At 61.3% G+C, this 18,495-nt stretch carries 19 protein-coding genes; 5 read left to right on the forward strand and 14 right to left on the reverse strand.

Annotated elements, in window-relative coordinates:
* Positions 1-140: 140 nt before the first annotated feature.
* From Q0G85_RS01585 to Q0G85_RS01630, 10 genes are all read right to left on the reverse strand, one after another.
* On the reverse strand, positions 141-3,389 hold the full coding sequence (locus tag Q0G85_RS01585) for an FtsX-like permease family protein (protein ID WP_297154106.1): 3,249 nt from the start codon (positions 3,387-3,389) through the stop codon (positions 141-143).
* 30 nt (positions 3,390-3,419) lie between these two features.
* Complete coding sequence (locus Q0G85_RS01590) at positions 3,420-4,121, reverse strand: ABC transporter ATP-binding protein (protein ID WP_297154108.1); 702 nt, start codon at positions 4,119-4,121, stop codon at positions 3,420-3,422.
* Between the two features lie 167 nt (positions 4,122-4,288).
* Positions 4,289-4,573 (reverse strand): 50S ribosomal protein L23, encoded by a 285-nt coding sequence (gene rplW / locus Q0G85_RS01595; protein ID WP_158049763.1) that lies wholly within the window; start codon positions 4,571-4,573, stop codon positions 4,289-4,291.
* The gene (gene rplD / locus Q0G85_RS01600; RefSeq protein WP_158049764.1) at positions 4,574-5,197 is read right to left on the reverse strand and encodes a 50S ribosomal protein L4; all 624 of its coding nucleotides are present in this window, start codon (positions 5,195-5,197) and stop codon (positions 4,574-4,576) included.
* A 31-nt stretch (positions 5,198-5,228) separates the two neighbouring features.
* Positions 5,229-5,849: a 50S ribosomal protein L3 gene (rplC, locus tag Q0G85_RS01605; RefSeq protein ID WP_158049765.1), complete on the reverse strand. Its 621-nt coding sequence runs from the start codon at positions 5,847-5,849 to the stop codon at positions 5,229-5,231.
* Positions 5,850-5,863: 14 nt separating this feature from the next.
* Positions 5,864-6,172 carry a 30S ribosomal protein S10 gene (gene rpsJ, locus Q0G85_RS01610; protein ID WP_158049766.1) on the reverse strand — a complete coding sequence of 103 codons (309 nt, stop codon included), beginning with the start codon at positions 6,170-6,172 and terminating at the stop codon, positions 5,864-5,866.
* A 36-nt stretch (positions 6,173-6,208) separates the two neighbouring features.
* Positions 6,209-8,314, reverse strand: coding sequence for an elongation factor G (gene fusA, locus Q0G85_RS01615; protein ID WP_297154111.1), 2,106 nt, complete (start codon positions 8,312-8,314; stop codon positions 6,209-6,211).
* Between the two features lie 13 nt (positions 8,315-8,327).
* On the reverse strand, positions 8,328-8,798 hold the full coding sequence (gene rpsG, locus Q0G85_RS01620) for a 30S ribosomal protein S7 (RefSeq protein ID WP_158049768.1): 471 nt from the start codon (positions 8,796-8,798) through the stop codon (positions 8,328-8,330).
* 93 nt (positions 8,799-8,891) lie between these two features.
* The gene (rpsL, locus tag Q0G85_RS01625) at positions 8,892-9,263 is read right to left on the reverse strand and encodes a 30S ribosomal protein S12 (RefSeq protein ID WP_158049769.1); all 372 of its coding nucleotides are present in this window, start codon (positions 9,261-9,263) and stop codon (positions 8,892-8,894) included.
* Positions 9,264-9,850: 587 nt separating this feature from the next.
* Complete coding sequence (locus tag Q0G85_RS01630) at positions 9,851-10,207, reverse strand: hypothetical protein (RefSeq protein ID WP_297154114.1); 357 nt, start codon at positions 10,205-10,207, stop codon at positions 9,851-9,853.
* 147 nt (positions 10,208-10,354) lie between these two features.
* On the opposite strand from Q0G85_RS01630, the gene Q0G85_RS01635 reads away from it, so the two are divergent.
* Positions 10,355-11,227: a LysR family transcriptional regulator gene (locus tag Q0G85_RS01635; protein ID WP_297154116.1), complete on the forward strand. Its 873-nt coding sequence runs from the start codon at positions 10,355-10,357 to the stop codon at positions 11,225-11,227.
* Between the two features lie 224 nt (positions 11,228-11,451).
* Here the strand turns inward: Q0G85_RS01635 and Q0G85_RS01640 are convergent, their stop codons facing one another.
* On the reverse strand, positions 11,452-12,390 hold the full coding sequence (locus Q0G85_RS01640) for a manganese-dependent inorganic pyrophosphatase (protein WP_297154118.1): 939 nt from the start codon (positions 12,388-12,390) through the stop codon (positions 11,452-11,454).
* A 448-nt stretch (positions 12,391-12,838) separates the two neighbouring features.
* Between Q0G85_RS01640 and sdaAA the strand changes: the two genes are divergently transcribed.
* Positions 12,839-14,470, forward strand: a complete 1,632-nt coding sequence (sdaAA, locus tag Q0G85_RS01645) for an L-serine ammonia-lyase, iron-sulfur-dependent, subunit alpha (protein WP_297154120.1) — start codon at positions 12,839-12,841, stop codon at positions 14,468-14,470.
* A 135-nt stretch (positions 14,471-14,605) separates the two neighbouring features.
* Here sdaAA and Q0G85_RS01650 read toward each other — a convergent pair whose 3' ends face one another.
* Positions 14,606-14,869 (reverse strand): Txe/YoeB family addiction module toxin, encoded by a 264-nt coding sequence (locus tag Q0G85_RS01650; protein ID WP_276995494.1) that lies wholly within the window; start codon positions 14,867-14,869, stop codon positions 14,606-14,608.
* Positions 14,862-15,203, reverse strand: coding sequence for a type II toxin-antitoxin system Phd/YefM family antitoxin (locus tag Q0G85_RS01655; RefSeq protein ID WP_297154123.1), 342 nt, complete (start codon positions 15,201-15,203; stop codon positions 14,862-14,864). The genes Q0G85_RS01650 and Q0G85_RS01655 overlap by 8 nt, the downstream gene beginning before the upstream one ends.
* Positions 15,204-15,333: 130 nt before the next feature.
* Here Q0G85_RS01655 and Q0G85_RS01660 point away from each other — a divergent pair, with 130 nt between their 5' ends.
* Together Q0G85_RS01660 and Q0G85_RS01665 are read left to right on the forward strand one after the other, a co-directional pair.
* Entirely contained in the window at positions 15,334-15,489 is a 156-nt protein-coding gene (locus Q0G85_RS01660) for a hypothetical protein (protein WP_297154125.1), read from the forward strand.
* Between the two features lie 191 nt (positions 15,490-15,680).
* A complete protein-coding gene (locus Q0G85_RS01665; protein ID WP_297154127.1) occupies positions 15,681-15,893 on the forward strand; it encodes a hypothetical protein in 213 nt (70 codons plus the stop codon).
* An 82-nt stretch (positions 15,894-15,975) separates the two neighbouring features.
* Here the strand turns inward: Q0G85_RS01665 and Q0G85_RS01670 are convergent, their stop codons facing one another.
* Entirely contained in the window at positions 15,976-16,203 is a 228-nt protein-coding gene (locus Q0G85_RS01670; RefSeq protein ID WP_297154129.1) for a hypothetical protein, read from the reverse strand.
* Positions 16,204-16,686: 483 nt separating this feature from the next.
* On the opposite strand from Q0G85_RS01670, the gene Q0G85_RS01675 reads away from it, so the two are divergent.
* Positions 16,687-18,144, forward strand: coding sequence for a DUF6020 family protein (locus tag Q0G85_RS01675; protein WP_297154131.1), 1,458 nt, complete (start codon positions 16,687-16,689; stop codon positions 18,142-18,144).
* Positions 18,145-18,495 lie beyond the last annotated feature (351 nt).

Genomic DNA, 18,495 nt, shown 5'->3' on the forward strand with positions numbered 1-18,495 from the left:
ATGTTCCCCTTTCAAATGAGTAATAACTCCAACTCGTTTGTAGAAATTGTAGCGCAACTTGCGCGATATGCATCCTGCAGGACGTATGAAAGGAGCGTAATGCCCCATCAGCTTCGGCATTTCGTCGTGCAAATAGGTACCTACTCGTTCGATTTCAGGCTTTCGACCATATCGATTCGGCGCAGCTTCGGGCGCATGGCAAGCGTCACGATCACCGAGAACACCATGGTGAGCGCAAACGCGATGATGAAGCTCAGGGCGTGGATATCGCGGCCGAACATGACTTGGTCCACCTCGGCCGTCACGACGACGAAGCCCTCCATCACGATGCCGAGCAGAAGCCCCACAAGCGCACCGATCACGGCGAGCAGAAGCGTTTCGCGATAGATATAGGCATCGACCTCGCGCGGGGTGAAGCCGAGCACCTTTAAGGTGGCGATCTCGCGCACGCGTTCGGTGATGTTGATGTTCGTCAGGTTGTAGAGCACGACGAAGGCGAGCAGGGCCGCCGCGATCACGAGGACCACGACCACGCTGTCGACGCTTTTGAGCATGGTTCGGTAACTATCGATTGTCTCGTCATTGTAGGTGACCGTCTTCACGCCGCCCGTTGCAAGTAGGTCGTCGGAGAGCACCTCACGCGCACCCTCGTCTTCCACCTCGTTCGCGTAAAGCGTCGAGAAAACGGGCTCCTCGCCCATCACCCGCTCATAGAGCGCGGGGGTGAAATATACGTAGTGCCCGACGTAGTTCTCCATGATGCCTGCCACGGTGACCTCGCGCCCCTCGCCTGTCACGTCGCCCACGGCGTCCTCGTCGAAGACGGAAAACGTGCTGCCAACCTCGAGGGAAAGCTCCGTCGCAAGCTTTTCGCTCACGAGCACGCCGTCGTCGGAAAGCGCAAGGGGCTCGTGCTTCTCGCGCGTGCGCATCGTGACGAAGCGGGAGAAGTCATCGGGATGCTCGGGCACAACGATGTCGATGCGATGCTGGCTCACGTCGGCGCCCTCGTCGCCAGAGGTCGACTGCGCCTGCTTGTTTGCGGTGGCAAGCCAGGCGTATTCCCCTGAGGCGTCTTCTTCAACTCGCTGTTCCACCTGGTCTTTCTCGTCGTCCGTGCAATCGGAGTCCATGCGAACGATGGTGTTATAGTGGTACAGCTCGCCGAATTGCTTGTCGATGATGTCGTTGATAGCGTTTTGCAGCCCGAGACCCGTGAGCAGAAGAGCCGTGCAGCCGGCGATGCCCACGATTGCCATGATGAAGCGTCGCTTGTAGCGGAAGAGGTTGCGCGACGTCACCTTCCAGGAGAACGAAAGGCGGCGCCACACGGGGCGGATGCGCTCGAGCAGGATACGCTTGCCCGCCTTCGGGGCGCGCGGAAGCATGAGGAATGCAGGGCGTTCGCGCAGCGTCGAAGCGGCGGCGAACCAGGTCGCAATCACGGTGATGCCCACACCGAGTCCCGCAGCGGCCGCCGTCATGGCCGGGTCAACTGGGCAGGGGCGACACGGAACGGCATAGATGATCGCGTAGGCGCCCATGATGAACCAGGGCAAAAACTTCGAGAGCGCAACGATGCCGATGATCGCGCCCACGCCGCTCGCCACGATGGCGTAGATGAGATATTTCGAGGTGATGCGGGCCTTGCTGTAGCCGAGCGCCTTATACGTGCCGATGAGCACGCGCTCCTCCTCCACCATACGCGTCATGGTGGTAAGCGAGACCAAGGCAGCTACCAGGAAGAATAAAAACGGGAAGACTTGCGCGATCTGATCGATGCGGCCCGCATCCGACTTGAAGCTCTCGGCGCCGATGTTCTTCGTGAGGTCGAGCACGTACACCTCGCCCTCGGTATCCACGATCGCATCCACGTCGGCCTGGGCATCAGCGAGCTTCGCCTCCGCGTCGGCGAACTGTTCCTCAGCGTCCGCGCGCTGAGTGGACAGCTCGCTTGCACCGTCTTCGTATTGTGCAAGGCCATCGGCGTATTCGGCCTTGCCCGACTCGAGCTGCCGACGCCCCGATTCCAACTGGGAGCGACCGCTGTCGATCGTCGCCTGCGAGCTTGCAAGCTCGCCTTCGGCGGCGTCCATGCTCGCTTGCGCCTGTGCACGCTGAACCTCGAGCTGGGCGCGACCCTGGGCGATTTGCTCGGGAACGCCCGCAGTCTGCGCATCGATCTGCGCGATAGCCGCCTCAAGCTGCGCCGCTACGTCATGCGCGCCCGCAGCCTGAGCCTGCGCGAGCTGCTCAGCGAGCTGGGCACGCTGGGCCATGGCGGCGTCGTAGCTCGCCTGCGCGGCATCGAGCTGGGCCTCGGCAGCCGCGAACTGCTCTTCGGCGGCAGCACGCTGGGCCTCGAGTTCAGCCCGCCCGCTATCGATTTGCGCCTGGCCGCTCGCAAGCTCGCGAGCGCTCGACTCGATGGTTGCCTGAGAGCTCGCAAGCTTCGTGGCCGCCTCGTCAAGCTTCGCCATCGCGTCGTCAAGTTCCGCCTGCGCATCATCGAGCTTTTGAAGTGCATCGGCGCGCTCGGCCTCGAATTCGGCACGACTGTCATCAAGTTCCGCCTGCGCATCAGCGCGAATGCCATCGAGGCGCGAGGCAAGAAGGTCATCAGAGATGCCATTGATGCGGCCCGCCGTTTCGTCGACGAGGGATTGGTAGTCATCTGTTGCCCAGCGCTTTTCCCGAGCGCCACTGACGGTGACAAAGGCCTCGGTGTAGGGAAAGTCCTCCGCAAAAGCACTCTCGGGAACATAAGCGAAAGTCGCGAGCTGACCCGACCCGAGCGAGGTCGATCCTACAGTTGTCGAGCAGGTGTAATACGAAGAGCGAACGAACCCCGAAACGGTGAACTCGTGCACCGCGAAAGTGTCGTCCAGATCCAAGGTCCCTTCCGAAAGCAGAACCTTGTCTCCGACGCTCACCTCAGTTGACCACACCGTGTCAGCGGAAAGCAGGCACTCCTCGTTCGATTCGGGCCAGGAGCCTTCGACCAGGATGGGTCGGTTAATATAGTTCGGGTCCTCAGATTCAACGGTCAGCCCGTCGTCGCATTCGCTTGCACGCGCCGCATCGACATCGAGGGAATGGATGCGCGTCGTGTACTGCACGCCGTCGATCTGCGCGATGACGTCCGACTCGTAGGCCGGCATGACACCGCTTACGCCTTCAACCTGGGAGATCTCGTCGATCTGATCGTCGGTGAACCCGAGCGTGGAAACAACGCGCAAATCGCACAGGTTTGTCGCGTCGTAGTGCGTGTCGCCCGCAAGACGCATGTCGGGGCCGGTGAGGCGCAAGCCCGCATAAAAGCCGCACCCAAGCGCCGCGATGATGGCAATAGCGAGGAAGCGCCCAAGCGAATGGGTGATCGACCGCATTACCTCTTTGCGGAATGCCCCTGCCATCGGCTACCACTCAATCGTTTCAGCGGAGGCGGGATGGGCGTTTTGCTCCACGGCGGCAACCTTGCCCTCGCGGATATGGATCACGCGGTCGGCGATATCGGTGAACGCAGAATTGTGCGTGATAAGCACGACAGTCTTGCCCGTGTTCGCGCACGTATCCTGCAAAAGCTTCAAGATAGCCTTGCCCGTCTTGTAATCGAGGGCACCCGTGGGCTCGTCGGCCAGAAGCACCTTCGGGTTCTTTGCGAGCGCACGGGCAATAGCGACGCGCTGCTGTTCGCCGCCCGAGAGCTGCGAGGGGAAGTTGTCGATGCGATGAGAGAGGCCAACTTCGGCAAGGACTTCAGCGGCATCGAGAGGGTCGGTGCAAATCTGGCTTGCGAGCTCAACGTTCTCGAGCGCCGTCAGGTTCTGCACAAGGTTGTAGAATTGGAACACGAAGCCGATGTCGTAACGGCGGTAATACGTGAGCTCCTTCTCGTTAAACGAGCTCACCTCGCGACCGTCGAGCATAATCGTGCCCGACGTGCAGGAATCCATGCCGCCGAGCATGTTCAAAAGCGTGGTCTTACCCGAGCCCGAAGGCCCGACCACGACGACGAACTCGCCTTTTTCGACGGTAAACGACATACCGTCGACAGCGGCGACCTCAACCTCGCCCATCTGATAGATTTTGCGAACCTCGCGGAACTCGATAAACGCCATGCGGACTCCTCGAAATATCGTCGTTTGTCCCATTATAGCGAAACCTCACCGTTAAACGCGCTCGAGGTTGACCAAGAGCAAAGGATAGCGGGCGTCAAGAAAGAAAAAGCCCCAGGTCAAATAACCTGGGGCTTACTAGCAGGCGTCAAACGCTCAGAGATAGGACTCTAGGCGTTGAACAGCTCGATGGAATCGCCTTCCTTGAGCGTGACCATGGCCTTCTTCCACGTACGGGTACGGCCAGCCGCACCGCGCATGCGCTTCGGCTTGGACTTCACGTTCAGGGTGTTCACCTTGGTCACCGTCACGTTGAAGATGGCCTCAACTGCCTGACGGATCTCAACCTTGTTGGAGGTCTTGGCGACCTCGAAGGTGTAGGTGTTCTTCTCCATCATGTCGTAGCTGTGCTCCGTGATGACGGGGCGGATGATAACCTCGCGAGGATCCTTCATTTATGCAAGCACCTCCTCGATGCGGGCCAGGGTGGACTCAGTCAGCACGAGCGTCTTGTTATCCAAGAAGTCGTAGGTGTTGATCATGCACACCGGGACGATGGTGACGGTCGGGATGTTGCGGAAGGACTTGTAGGTGTTGATGTCCTCGTTGCCGATCACGAGCGTCGCGCGTCCCTCGATGCCGAGCGCCTTCAGGGCAGCAACGGCGTCCTTGGTGCAGGGCTTCTCGAAGTTCCAATCAGCGACGACCATGAGCTGGTTGTCGGCGAGCTTCGCGGAAAGCGCAGAACGCATCGCGAGCTTGATTTCCTTCTTGTTCACCTTCATCTCGTAGGAGCGAGGATGCGGACCGAACACGGTACCGCCACCAGCCCATTGAGGTGCGCGGATGGTGCCCTGACGAGCACGGCCGGTGCCCTTCTGGCGCCACGGCTTCTTGCCGCCGCCGCGAACCTCGCCGCGAGTCTTGGTGTCATGCGTGCCCTGGCGCCACGAAGCGCGCTGCGCGCGGACCGCAAGGTGCATGACCGGGACGTTCGGCTCGATGCCGAACACGGAAGGATTGAGCTCGGCAGTGCCGGTCTTCTCACCCTTCGCGTCCTTGATATCAATCGTTGCCATATGTAATGCAGCTCCTAATCTTCGTTACTAACTACGCCATGCGCACGCGCACGATGCCGTTCTTGCCGCCCGGGATACCACCCTTGACGAGGATGAGGTTCTGCTCCTCATCGATGCGAACGACCTCGAGGTTGCGGACGGTCACCGTGTCACAGCCCATGTGACCCGGCATGCGAACGCCCTTGAAGACGCGGGACGGGGTTGCGCACTGGCCAACCGAACCGGGAGCGCGATGGAAGTGCGCACCGTGTCCGCCAGGGCCGCCGGCAAAGCCGTAGCGCTTGATGACGCCAGCGAAGCCCTTGCCCTTGGAAGTACCGGTGACGTCGACCTTCTTCACGTCGGCAAATGCCGCGACGGTCTGCAGGTCGCCCGTCTTGTACTCGCTCGCGTCCTCGACGCGAACCTCGCGCAGGTAACGAACAGGCTCGGTGCCGAGCTTCTCGAAATGGCCCGCCATCGGCTTGTTGACCTTCTTCGGCTTGATTGCGCCGAAGCCCAACTGAACAGCTTCGTAACCGTCCGTAGCCTTCGTCTTCACCTGGCAGACCTTGTTCGGCTCAGCCTGGATAACGGTAACGGGAACGACGGTTTCGTTCTCAGCGAAGATCTGCGTCATGCCGATCTTCTTGCCAAAGATTGCATTAATCATTTAAAAGAGCCCCCTTACAGCTTGATCTCGATGTCGACGCCGGCCGGGAGATCGAGACGCATCAGGGAATCGACCGTGTTCGGGGTCGGCTCCAGGATGTCGATGAGGCGCTTGTGGGTGCGCATCTCGAACTGCTCGCGGGAATCCTTGTCGACGTGCGGGCCCTTGACGACGCAATACATGTTGCGCTCCGTCGGCAGCGGAATAGGACCGGACACCTTGGCACCCGTCTTCTGAGCGGTATCGACGATGAGCTTGGTGGACTGATCCACGATCTCATGATCGTACCCCTTCAAGCGGATGCGAATCTTCTGATTAGCCACTTATCTTACCTCCATTAAGCTTGTCGCAGCCGCGCCTTACGCGTTGCCGCCAGCCTTGCTGATAATCTCTTCGGACACGCTCTTCGGAACCGGCTCGTAGGACGCGAACTGCATCGTGTACGTCGCACGGCCCTGAGTGCCGGAGCGCAGGTCGGTTGCATAGCCGAACATCTCGCCCAGCGGAACTTTCGCGGAGATGACGACGGCGTTGCCGCGCGATTCCTGGCCGCAGATCATGCCACGGCGGCTCGGGATGTCGCCCATGACGAAGCCCATGTACTCCTCGGGGGTTTCAACCTCGACGGACATGACGGGCTCGAGGATGACCGGGTCGGACTTGCGCAGCGCGTCCTTGATCGCCATGGAGCCTGCGACCTTAAATGCAGCTTCGGAAGAGTCGACGTCGTGGTAAGAACCGTCGATGAGCTCGACGCGAACGTCCTCGACGGGATAACCAGCCAGAACGCCCGTGTTGAGAGCTTCCTGGATGCCCTTGTCGATGGAAGGAATGTATTCCTTCGGCACGACGCCGCCGACAATCTTGTTCTCGAACTCGTAGCCCTTGCCAGCTTCCTGCGGGTACATGTTGATGACCGCATGGCCGTACTGGCCGCGACCACCGGACTGGCGGACGAACTTGCCCTCGGCGTTGAGCACTTCGTGGCCCGGACGCTCGCGGTAGGCAACCTGCGGCTTACCAACGTTCGCCTCGACCTTGAACTCGCGCAGCAGACGGTCGACGATGATCTCGAGGTGAAGCTCGCCCATGCCGGCGATGATGGTCTGGCCGGTCTCATGGTTGGTGGACACGCGGAACGTCGGGTCCTCCTCGGCCAGCTTCTGCAGGGCGATCTCCATCTTGGTCTGGTCGGCCTTGGTCTTCGGCTCGACAGCAACGTCGATGACGGGGTCGGCGAATTCCATGGACTCGAGGATGATCGGCGCGTCTTCCTCGCACAGCGTGTCGCCCGTGGTCGTGTTCTTCAGGCCAACGACGGCGACGATATCGCCAGCGGAGCAGGCGTCGATGTCGACGCGCTGGTTGGAGTGCATCTGAAGCAGGCGGCCGATGCGCTCTTTCTTATCCTTGGTGGCGTTGGACACGTAGGAACCAGCGTCCAGATGGCCGGAGTACACGCGCAGGTAGGTCAGCTTGCCGACGAACGGGTCGGTCATGATCTTGAACGCGAGGGCCGCGAACGGGGCCTTCGGATCGCTCGGGCGCTCGTCTTCCTCGCCGGTCTCGGGGTTGGTGCCCTTGATGGCGGGAACGTCGATCGGAGCCGGGAGATAGTCGACAACGGCGTCGAGGAGTTCCTGCACGCCCTTGTTCTTGTAGGCAGAGCCCACGAACACGGGGTTGATCTGGCAGGCGATGACGCCCTTGCGCAGGGCAGCCTTCAGCTCTTCGACAGAGACTTCCTCTTCCATGAGGACCTTCTCCATGAGGTCATCGTCGCAGTCGGCGGCAGCCTCGAGGAGCTCCTGATGGTACAGCTCGGCGTCGTCCTTGAACTCAGCGGGGATCTCGTCCATCGGCTCAGGGTAGGTCATGCCCTTGTCGTCGGCCTTGAAGTCCCATGCGGTCATGGTGACGAGGTCGATGACGCCCCAGAAGTTGTCCTCGGCGCCCATCGGGAGCTGAGCAGCGACAGCCTTCGCACCCAGGCGATCTTTCATGGTCTGAATCGCATGGAGGAAGTCGGCGCCGACGCGGTCGTACTTGTTGATGAAGGCGATGCGGGGAACGCCGTAGCGCTCGGCCTGACGCCAAACGGTCTCGGACTGGGGCTGAACGCCGGCAACGGCGTCGAACACGGCGACGGTACCGTCGAGAACGCGCAGGGAGCGCTCAACCTCGGCGGTGAAGTCCACGTGGCCCGGGGTGTCGATGATCTGGAAGCGATAGGTTTCGCCATCCTTCTTCCAGAAGCAGGTGGTAGCAGCAGCGGTGATGGTCACGCCGCGCTCCTGCTCCTGCACCATCCAGTCCATCGTCGCGGCGCCATCATGCACCTCGCCGATCTTGTGGGTCTTGCCAGTGTAGTAAAGGATTCGCTCAGTGGTGGTGGTCTTGCCGGCATCGATGTGAGCCATGATGCCGAAGTTACGGGTGAGCTTCAGGTCGTTAGTCTTAGCCATGTTCCCTCACGACCTAGAAGCGGTAGTGCGAGAACGCACGGTTGGACTCGGCCATCTTGTAGAGGTCCTCACGCTTCTTGACGGAAGCGCCGGTGTTCTCGGCTGCGTCCATGATCTCAGCGGCGAGACGCTGCTTCATGGTGTGCTCCTTGCGCTTGCGCGAGAAGTCGACGATCCAGCGGATGGCGAGCGTGGTGGCGCGACGGGAGTTGACCTCCATCGGCACCTGGTAGGTTGCGCCGCCGACACGCTTCGGCTTGACCTCGAGCGTGGGGCGAACGTTGTCCATAGCCTTCTTGAAGACGGACAGGGGATCCTGGCCGGACTTCTCCTCGACGATGTCGAACGCACCGTAGACGATGCCCTCGGCGATGGACTTCTTGCCATCGAGCATGATCTTGTTGATCAGCTGGGTGACGAGACGATTGTTGAACTTTGCGTCCGGCTGAGTTTCACGACGGACTGCTGCTGCACGACGCGGCATTGGGTAACTCCTTCTTTCCTGCGCGCTTCGAGGGGGCTTTCCTTACCTCCCATTAGGCCTTTCTCTTCTGGCCCGCGCGACTTAGCGGTTTACTTATTTCGGGCGCTTAGCACCGTAGCGGCTGCGAGCCTGCTTGCGCTTGTCAACTGCAGCGCAGTCGAGAGCAGCGCGGATGACCTTGTAACGGACACCAGGGAGGTCCTTAACACGACCGCCGCGGATGAGCACCATGGAGTGCTCCTGGAGGTTGTGACCTTCGCCGGGGATGTAAGCCGTTACTTCCATGCCATTGACGAGGCGGACACGGCAAACCTTACGAAGAGCCGAGTTCGGCTTCTTCGGGGTGGTGGTGTACACACGGGTGCACACGCCACGCTTCTGCGGGTTGCCCTTGAGCGCCGGCGTCTTGGACTTGGCGACAGCCGTCTTGCGGCCCTTGCGGACCAACTGATTAATAGTAGGCAAGTTCCTTCTCCTTCTTTACTACCTGGCCTCGCGCAACCTGACCATGCGGTTGCGAAAAACCATATGCCTGCTGGGATTGCCCCGCGAGCGAGGCGCTCCCCCATTTTCATGTACGCTCAGCTGGTGCGCACACGAAAATACACGCCGCAATGCGGCGCGAGTTGGTACTATAGGGCTCAAATACCAGCTTGTCAAACGCCACGCACCCGGGTGTGTCTATCCCTTAGGGTAAGCGGAGCATATGGCGGGGCATCTTGCAAGCAGGTTGCTGTGAGCTGGTAAAACACAACTTGAAGAAGCTGTCTCGCGAGCGCTTTCGGGGCAATTGCCGCGTCGGTGCCTCCTCGCTTGGGTGCCGTCTCCTTTTCTTCTCCATAATTCTGCAGCGCAACTTCCGACGAGGCGACACCTTCCTTGCTTTTCTCGAGCAGCCCGGCATAACTCGGACCCTTATGCGGAAAAGGGCGCCTGAGGGAAGGCGCCCCGTGAAGCCGCGAGCCGTGATAGGGATGGAAGCAACGGCTCGCTGGAAGTATGCAGTTGGTTTGGGCGCGTGCGCTCGCTCCGAATAGGGCCTCGGCACCTCGTTATTGGCGGCCTGCTGCACGAACCCCTTCGATGTAGCCGTTTTCCGCAGCCGCCACCGCGCGATCGCGGCTTGCGCGACGCTCCTTAAGCGATTCGGCAGCATCGATGATGCCGCGCTCCGCGTCGAGCTTGCAATTGCGGAAGTACACCGCCCAATTCACCGCGATGCACACCACGTTGATGAAGTACACGGCAAGCACCCAGTTGATCGTGCCGGACACGAACTTCGCGGCGATGCCGGCAACATAGCCGAGCGTGATGAGCAGGATGAACTGCCAGCTCGTTCCCGCCGCCGTACGCGCCTTGTAGTTCTTGTACGCATTCATCGGCCACGACAGGCCAAAACAGATGAGCATGAAAGCTTCAAGCACTTCCGCCAAGGAAAATCATCTCCCGAATTGAGCATCGTTATATCTTTGCTTATAGTAGGCGTCTTCTTGATAATGTCTAATATATCTTTAAGATGAAACTGATAATCAATCCGTTATCGAATTGGAGCATCCATGGAATTGCTTCAGCTGAAATACTTCCTCGCCGTAGCCGAAAGCGAGCACATGACCAACACGGCCAAGCAGCTCCACATCGCACAGCCTGCGCTCTCTCAGTCGATCCACCGGCTCGAGCAGGAGCTCGGCGTGAGCCTGTTCGAGCGTGCGGGACGCGGCATCCGTCTCTCCCCCGCCGGCGCCTACGTTCGCGACCGCGTGGAGCCCGCGATGGAAACCCTCGAGAACGTGACGCGCGACGTGCAGCTTTTCCAACAGGGCGAGCAGGGCGTGGTCCGCGTCGGCGTCCATGCGGCATCCGGGGTAGCCATTGACGGCATCGCCGCCTACAGCGAGCTCAACCCGCACGTCTCGTTCGAGATCACGCAGGACGAGCGCGAGCGGCATCGCGATGTCATCGTGACGACCATCACGCCGCGCGGCTCGAGCACCGTGGAGAACGCCACCGAGAAGACGCCTTTCTCCGAGCGCATCGGCATCGCCGTTCCCGCAGGCAGCACGCTTGGGGAAACCGCCTCGCTTTCCGACTTCGCAAGCGAGCGGTTCATCGCGCTCGCCGGCTCGCGCCGCTTTCGCGAGGTGTGCGACACCTTCTGCACGCGGCGCGCCTTCACGCCGCATATCGCGTTTGAAAGCGACAATCCCCTCGTCGTGAAAAAGATGATCGGCCTCGAGCTCGGCGTGGGATTTTGGCCCGACCACAGCTGGGGCGACCTCGATCCCGCATCGTGTCGCCTCGTCCATCTGCGGGAAACCGAGTTCACGCGCGACGTCATCGTTGCGAAGACGAGCCGCTGCACCCCGGATTCCGAAGCACAGCGATTCTACGAGTTCCTGCTCGACTACGTGGCGAAACGCTGGGAGGAATAGCACCCGAACGTGTGGCGGGGACTTGACGCGACCGCCCCGCAGGTTTGCGCTAAGATGCCTGTGCAATATCGCCCCTGCAACGACCGCCCCGCGGGGGCAGCCCCGACGTCGCCATAGTCGCCCTCGCACGCAAAAGGCCCCGACGCCTGCGCGGACTTGCGCGAAACATCGGGGCCTTGTCACTTAAAGAACAAGCATCCGCCTCAGCAGGTGCACCTGTCTTCTTATGCGGCGAGGATGGGAGCCGCAACCTGCTTCTTGCGGGAGAGCACGCCGGGCATCCATGCGCTTTCGCCGTCGTTCAAGTTCACGCCGAACACGTCGGAGACGAACTGCGTATCGCCCTCGCAGATGAACTGCGAACCCTCGGCGAGGATGTCGGTCGCGAAGAACAACACGAACTGGTAACCCTTTTCGGCAACGAGCGCTTTGATGGCCTCGCGAATCTCGGCTTCGCGGCCGAGTACCGCCTTCAGATCGACGGTCTCGAACTGGCCGATGTAGACCTTGTTGCCATTCTTGAGTTCGAATTCCTTCGCGTCGGCGTTCACCAGCTTGTCGATAGGAAGCTCAGCGGGGTTCGAACGGCACTTGAAGATGCCCATTCCGTATTCGACCGGATCGACGCCCAGGGTCTTGGCCGTACGCGCAATCATGTCGCGGTCGAAATCAGTCGTGGTGGGCGACTTCATGATGACGGTATCGGTGAGCATCGCACCGAGCAGCAGTGCGGCGATGGACTCGGGAAGTTCCACACCCTCGATCTCGAATTCGCGCGCGACGATGGCGGCGGTGGAGCCGACGGGCTTCACGTTCACGCGAATCGGCTGCGCGGTGGTAAGGCCGCCCAGGCGGTGATGGTCGACAACTTCGACAAGGTCGTCGGTGTTCAAGCCGTCCACGGACTGGAGCATCTCGTTATGATCGACAAGGATGACCTTAGCGCCTTCGGGAACCGACTCGATAAGGCGGGGCTGCTCGATGCCGCGCTCGCCCATGATCCACTCGGTCTCGGGAGGAAGCGGCCCCAGGCGCACCGGCTCGAAGACAGCCTCCTCGCCCGCGCGGCGCGCGAGCTCGTTTTTCAGGTATGCATACCCGACAGCCGCGCTGATGGCGTCGTTATCAGGGTTTTTGTGACCGACGACGATGATCGATGACATGTTCTCTCTCCTTGTTTCTCCGCCGTGCAGCTCAAAGCGGCAGCGTACATTGTGATGCGCAGCTAACCTGAGCGATCTCGGCGGGATGTTGAAAATGCCCGAACAGTATAACGCACGCCCCGCATCGCGCGAGCTCGGAAACGCAATCGCGCTAGGCATCGGCGTGAAAGGGATTGCAGGTCGCGAAGCCTCTGCGCTTGCGAGCTCGCGCCTTCCACCCCCTTTGCCCCAACGCAACTGATATATAGTGTTGATGGAATCGACACGGCGATGCGCGTCTCGAAACGGAAGTTGAGGATGCTTGTCGTACACGTTATCTACGCAGCGTGCGCCATTGCGCATATCGCGTATGCCACGGGCGGCTTCGCACACGCTGCATGCAATGTGAGCGCATTCCGCGAAACGTGCGCGACAGCATCAAACTGAGAAGAAACAGGAGCGCATTCCTATGAAAACGCTTGGACTTCGCGATATCATCGGCCCGATCATGGTCGGACCCTCCTCCTCGCATACCGCAGGCGCGCTGCGCATCGCGCTCATGGCGAGAAACCTGTGCGGCTCGGCACCCCAAAAAGCAGTGTTTCGTCTTCTCGGATCGTTCGCGCACACCTACCAGGGGCACGGCACCGACAAGGCGCTCGTTGCTGGCATGCTTGGGTTTGCCGCTGACGACCTGCGCGTTCGCGACTCCTTCCGCTGGGCCTCCGCAAAGGGGCTCGCATTCTCCTTCACCCCCGACCCCCAGGCCGACGATTTCGCGCACCCCAACACGATCGACGTCACCGTGACCGACGAGGCGGGTTGCACGGTTTGCGTGCGCGGCGAGAGCATCGGCGGCGGCGCAGCCGTGATCACGCGCCTCGACGGCATCGACGTGCACATCACCGGCGAGCACACGAGCGTCGTCGTGCGACAGCGAGACGAGGCGGGCGTGCTCGCCCATATTGCAAGGTGCCTGTCGGACGAGGGCGTGAACATCGCGACGACGCGCATGTTCCGCGAAAGGCGCGGCCAGGTGGCCTACACCGTGCTCGAGTGCGACCAGCGGGTGAGCGACAAGGTGCGCCGCGCGATCGCCGAACACCCCGGCATCTTCGACGTGCGCGTGATTCCCGCCGACAGCACAGCTTCCGAGGGCGAAGGCGCGAAAGGCTGCCCCATCGACGAGGGGCAGGCGCTTATAAGCTTCGAAGCGCTCGATTTCACAAGTGGAAAAGAGCTCTTGAACTGGTGCGACGCCCATGATTCAGCCATCTCGCAAGCTTTCTGCGCGCGAGAAGAAGCCCTGTGCGCGTCGCAGGGGTGCACCGCCGGAACGCAGGAGTACCTCAAGCGCGCGCTTGGCGTGATGCGCGCCTCAACGCTGCGCCCGATCGAGGAGCCTGCCGAGTCGATGGGCGGCCTTTTGGGCAGCGAGGCGCAGCGGATGCGCACGTTCCATGCGTCGGGGAGAAGCGTCTGTGGCGATTTGACGGCGAAGGCGGCGACCTACGCGATGGCCGTGCTCGAAACGAACGCTTCGATGGGCCGCATCGTCGCCGCGCCCACCGCGGGCAGCGCAGGCGTCGTCCCCGGCGTGCTCATGGCGCTCGGAGAAGAGCGCGGGTTCACCGATGAAGACCTGGCTCGCGGGCTTTCCTGCGCGGCCGCCGTGGGATACCTCATTACGAGAAACGCCACCGTGTCGGGCGCCGAGGGCGGCTGCCAGGCGGAGGTGGGCGCCGCATGCGCCATGGCCGCTGCAGCAACCTGCGAGCTTGCCGGGGGCACGCCCGCGCAGTGCCTGAACGCTGCCGCGAACGCACTCACCAGCCTGATGGGGCTCGTCTGCGACCCCGTGGCGGGACTGGTGGAAGTGCCCTGCCAGAAACGAAACGCGGCAGGTGCCGCCATTGCGCTCGTAAGCGCGGAGATCGCCCTTGCGGGTATCGGGAACCTCGTCGACTTCGACCAGACGGTCGATGCGATGTTCGCTGTGGGCAAGAGCCTCCCCTTTGAGCTGCGCGAAAGCGCCCTCGGGGGCCTCGCCGCCACCCCCGCCGCCTGCGCCTACTGCGAAAGCTGCCTGAACAGGAGCTAGAGGGCATCCCACCGAATGCCAGATTCGGGATAGCGCCTTCAGATTCGCTTTCCCAAATCTGAAGGCGCACAGGCAAAATGCGAAGTTGGCCGCGGACAAGAGCGCCGTCGAAAGCAAGACGCCAGAAAGCTAAGCCTATTTGTCCGAATAATGGCTTCTTGCCGAGTAGATGCGGATTGTATTTCCTTGCACGTCGTAGATAAGTCGATCTTTCTCATTAATCCTTCTAGACCACAAGCCAGACAAGCTGCCCTTGAGTTTTTCAGGCTTCCCCAGCCCCTCATAAGGGTTTCGCAGCGCATCTTCTATCAACTTGTTAATGCGTTTGAGCGTTCGCTTATCCTCGGCTTGCCACCAAAGATAATCTTCCCAGGCATCGTCGGACCACAGTTTAGGCATCCTCTACCTCGATGAGCTCGTGGTTTGCGCCTCGTTCTTCGGCAAACTGCTTCATCCCTCGCTCAATCTTGCTCATCAGCCGCGCATTTGATTGAACTTCCAGGTTTTCAATGAGATTATCGTAGTCCATCGCATTCATGACGACCACGTTCGCGCTTGGATCTTTGCTCGTGACCAGCAGCGGAGTCGCGTCATCGCGCGTCTTATCCAAGTATGCCCGTAAATCCTTGCGAAACGTCGAGTACGCAACCGCTTCCATGGCGAGACCTCCATACTTGTACAGATTCTTGTACGATAATGTATTGTACGAAAGCGCACAAGCGATTGCAAGCACAGAGCCTCCATCTGGCGTTTTCCCAGAATACGAAGCACGGCATACCAAAAAATGAATACTGCCAAGGAAGTCAACAATCGGTAGGTGCGGGCGAAAAGCTGAATCTTGGAGGGTCCGGCTTGGAGTTCGCATGTACAGCAAGGAGTCCTTCGAGCTGCTCCTGCTCGCCATCGACGAGGGGGATGCGGGTGCCGGACGCCGCCGACTTCGCGGGCGCGAAGAGGAGGGCGGCGAAGAACTGGGCCGCGGGCAACCTCCCGCACAGCTACACCGGGAAACCGCGTAGAATGTTGGGGCGGGAAAGTCGAGAAGGGAGGGCGGTCCCATGCCAACGAAGGGGATCTACGACCCGCCGGATAGCGGCCCACTCGCTGGCCTGTATGTATACGTTAGCTTAGTAACGGCCCGCTCTTTGGCTTAAAAAAGGGGCCACTCCCTCTCCGAAGATATACTTACCGCCGGAGGTGATTCAGGGAGATGATTACATTGGCTGACAAGATGAAGGTCATTCAGATGCACCTGACTGGGTATTCGAACCGCAAGACCATCGGCAAGTACGTCGCAGAGTACGAGGCGGCGCAGGCGGTGATAACGAGCCCGGGCGCCCCACCCGACGCGGTTCGGGAGGTGGCCGAGTCGATATCGGCAGCGCCGTCATGCAAGGAGAGGAAATCGCCGCCCCGTAAATGAAATGCCGAGATGGAGCTCCATGAGTACCAGCGCGCCGGGTTCTCCCGCCGCGAGGACCGCGATGCGAACATAAGGCAGCCGGTCATTGTGGGGGCTGTTCGCACCCGAGCGCGGCGCCCACAGCTACCGTGCCCTCCACACCCGGATGCGGAGGGCCGGCGTCGTGGCGAGCGAGAAGCGCGTCCGCCGCGTGATGCTCGAGGAGGGAGTTCAGCTCGTACGCCGGCAAGGTGTCGAAGGCGCCGGAGAACCTGGTCGGGCGCGATTTGCATGCCCCCGAGCCGGACATGCTACGGCTGACCAACATCACTCGCATAAAGCGGCTTCGCCTGCTAAAACTTCGAGCCTGCTGGGAGATTCCAGCAGGTTGACCCTGGGGCGTCCAGGGTCAACCTTAAGCAAACATATTGCAAGCCGTCGCGCAAAGCGTCAGTGTTTTTCACGCGCGGACGCCTTCCCCCACAGCGCAGCTGGTAGAATGTCCCCCATGAAAAGCAACCATCCCAGAATCAAATTCTTCCCGTCCGCCGCGGTAGTCGGGCTCCTGTTCGCTTTTTCTCTGGTGACCGGGCAGAGCCTCGCCGAGACGGGCGATTTCTCCCAGATGCTCGGCGGCGCGTCGCGGGTCGCAGTTTCGCTCGCGAAGCTCCTGCTATACGCCGTCGCGACCTCCTTTCTGCTTAGCGTCCTGTTCTCATGGCTCGATGGCCTGGACGCGCCCAAGCCCAGGCCGCAGACGCACCGTGCAGGGCGGACCCGCGCGGCCCGCCTGCGGGTTTTCGCGGACCGGCACGTGTTCGGTCTCGCCCTCGCGCTACTGGCTGCGTGTTGGGGCGTCTACATCTCCGTGTTCGCGCCCGGCACGCTCACCTACGACGGCGCGCGCAGCCTGAACCAGTTCTGCGCCAGCGCGCCGCTCGAGAACCACCACCCCGTGCTCATGAACCTGCTCTACGGGCTGCTCATGCACGCGGGGCGCGCCATAGGGTCGGACGACTGGGGCGTATTCCTCATCGTGGCCCTCCAGGCGGCAGCGCTCGTCTGCGCCCTTTCGGCCGTTCTTTCCGAGTCGCGCCGCCGAGGGCTGCCGCTGGCGGCGACCGCCCTCGCCGCGCTCTACTTCGCCCTGTTCCCTGCGTGGGGAGTCCTCGCGCAGGATGCCCTCAAGGACACGCTCTTCTGCGCCGTGCTCGCCTGGTTCATGCTGCGGCTAGCTCGGGTGACTGCACCGCCCGAGGGCTCGGCACCCATCAGGGCGAGGGACTGGGCCCTGCTTGCGGCGTCGGGCTCGCTCGTCGCGCTCACGCGCAACAACGGGATCTACCTCACAGCGCCAGCGCTCCTCGCCCTCGCGATCGCGCCCTGCGCTCCCTTCGGGGGGGGGAGGAGGAGACGCAACCCCGTGGAAGCCGGCAGCTCCCTCGCCGCAGTCGTCGCGATCTACGTCGCGCTCACGGGCTTCATGTACCCCGCCTGCGGGGTGGACATGAGTGAGGAGAAGGAAATGCTCTCCGTGCCCTTCCAGCAGACGGCGCGCATCGTGAGCGAACACGGTAACGACGTGTCCGAAGCGGAGCGCGCCGCGATTGACGCGGTGCTACCCTATGGCCGGCTCGCCGAGCTCTACGACCCCGATTTGGCGGACCCAGTCAAGGAGTCCTACAAGCTGCACAACTCGAAGGTCGAGGGCAGCTTCGAGTACGCCGACGAGCACCCCGAGGCGCTCGGGGGCTATCTCCGCGTATGGCTCGGCCTTGCCCTGCGCCACCCGGCGTGCGCCCTGACAGCCACCGCCACCAATACCTACGCCTACTTCTACCCAGGCGAGGTCGTCGACGTCGACGGCACGCGCCCAGTGCTCCTGGTAGGCTGGCAGACCGTCGGCGACATCGCCGCAGCCTACGACGTGTCCTACCTCATGCCCGCCGACGTCGTCGCACGCGCCTCGGCCGCCGCGCAGGCCACGCTCGAGGCGCCAGGGATGAGGTACCTCTACTCGCCAGGTGTCTACGTCTGGCTGCTCATCGCCACCGTGGCGTATTTGTTCCACGCAAGGCGATGGGAGGCGCTCGTCGTATGCATCCCGCCCGTCATGCTCATGCTCACGATTCTCGCGGGCCCTCTGAACGGACATCTGCGCTACGTGATGCCGATGATCGCCGTCCTGCCGCTTCTATGGTCGTTCGCTTTCCGTGGCAGAACGCCCGCGAGCCTCGCTGCCAACGCGCGAGCGGGCGGCAAGGCCGTTTAGCTTGCAATTCGGAGATACTTATTAAGGATGAGACATACGACGTCACGCTTTGGGACTTCGACTGGGATTCCGCCGAGCGGGGCAAGCATTTTTTTCAAGGAGTCGCCACGTCGAACGCTTGCAATCTTAATCCCGACATCCCGCCCGGAACGTGTTCGACCGAAAAGGAAGTCGCTCGGCACCCACGAAGCATGCGTGCTCGATATCTAATGACTTCCAATTATCCTTCAACCCCGCAAGAAGAATAGTTGAGCCTTATTGCTCCTTCTCGCATCCTAATCAATGGGCTGACAGTTAATTGTCGAAGCTCTACCCTTTGTCGCCCGATAAGAAGTTTGCGATTTCTATTAA

It is taken from the genome of uncultured Ellagibacter sp. (assembly GCF_934617235.1).
Lineage (GTDB): Bacteria > Actinomycetota > Coriobacteriia > Coriobacteriales > Eggerthellaceae > Ellagibacter.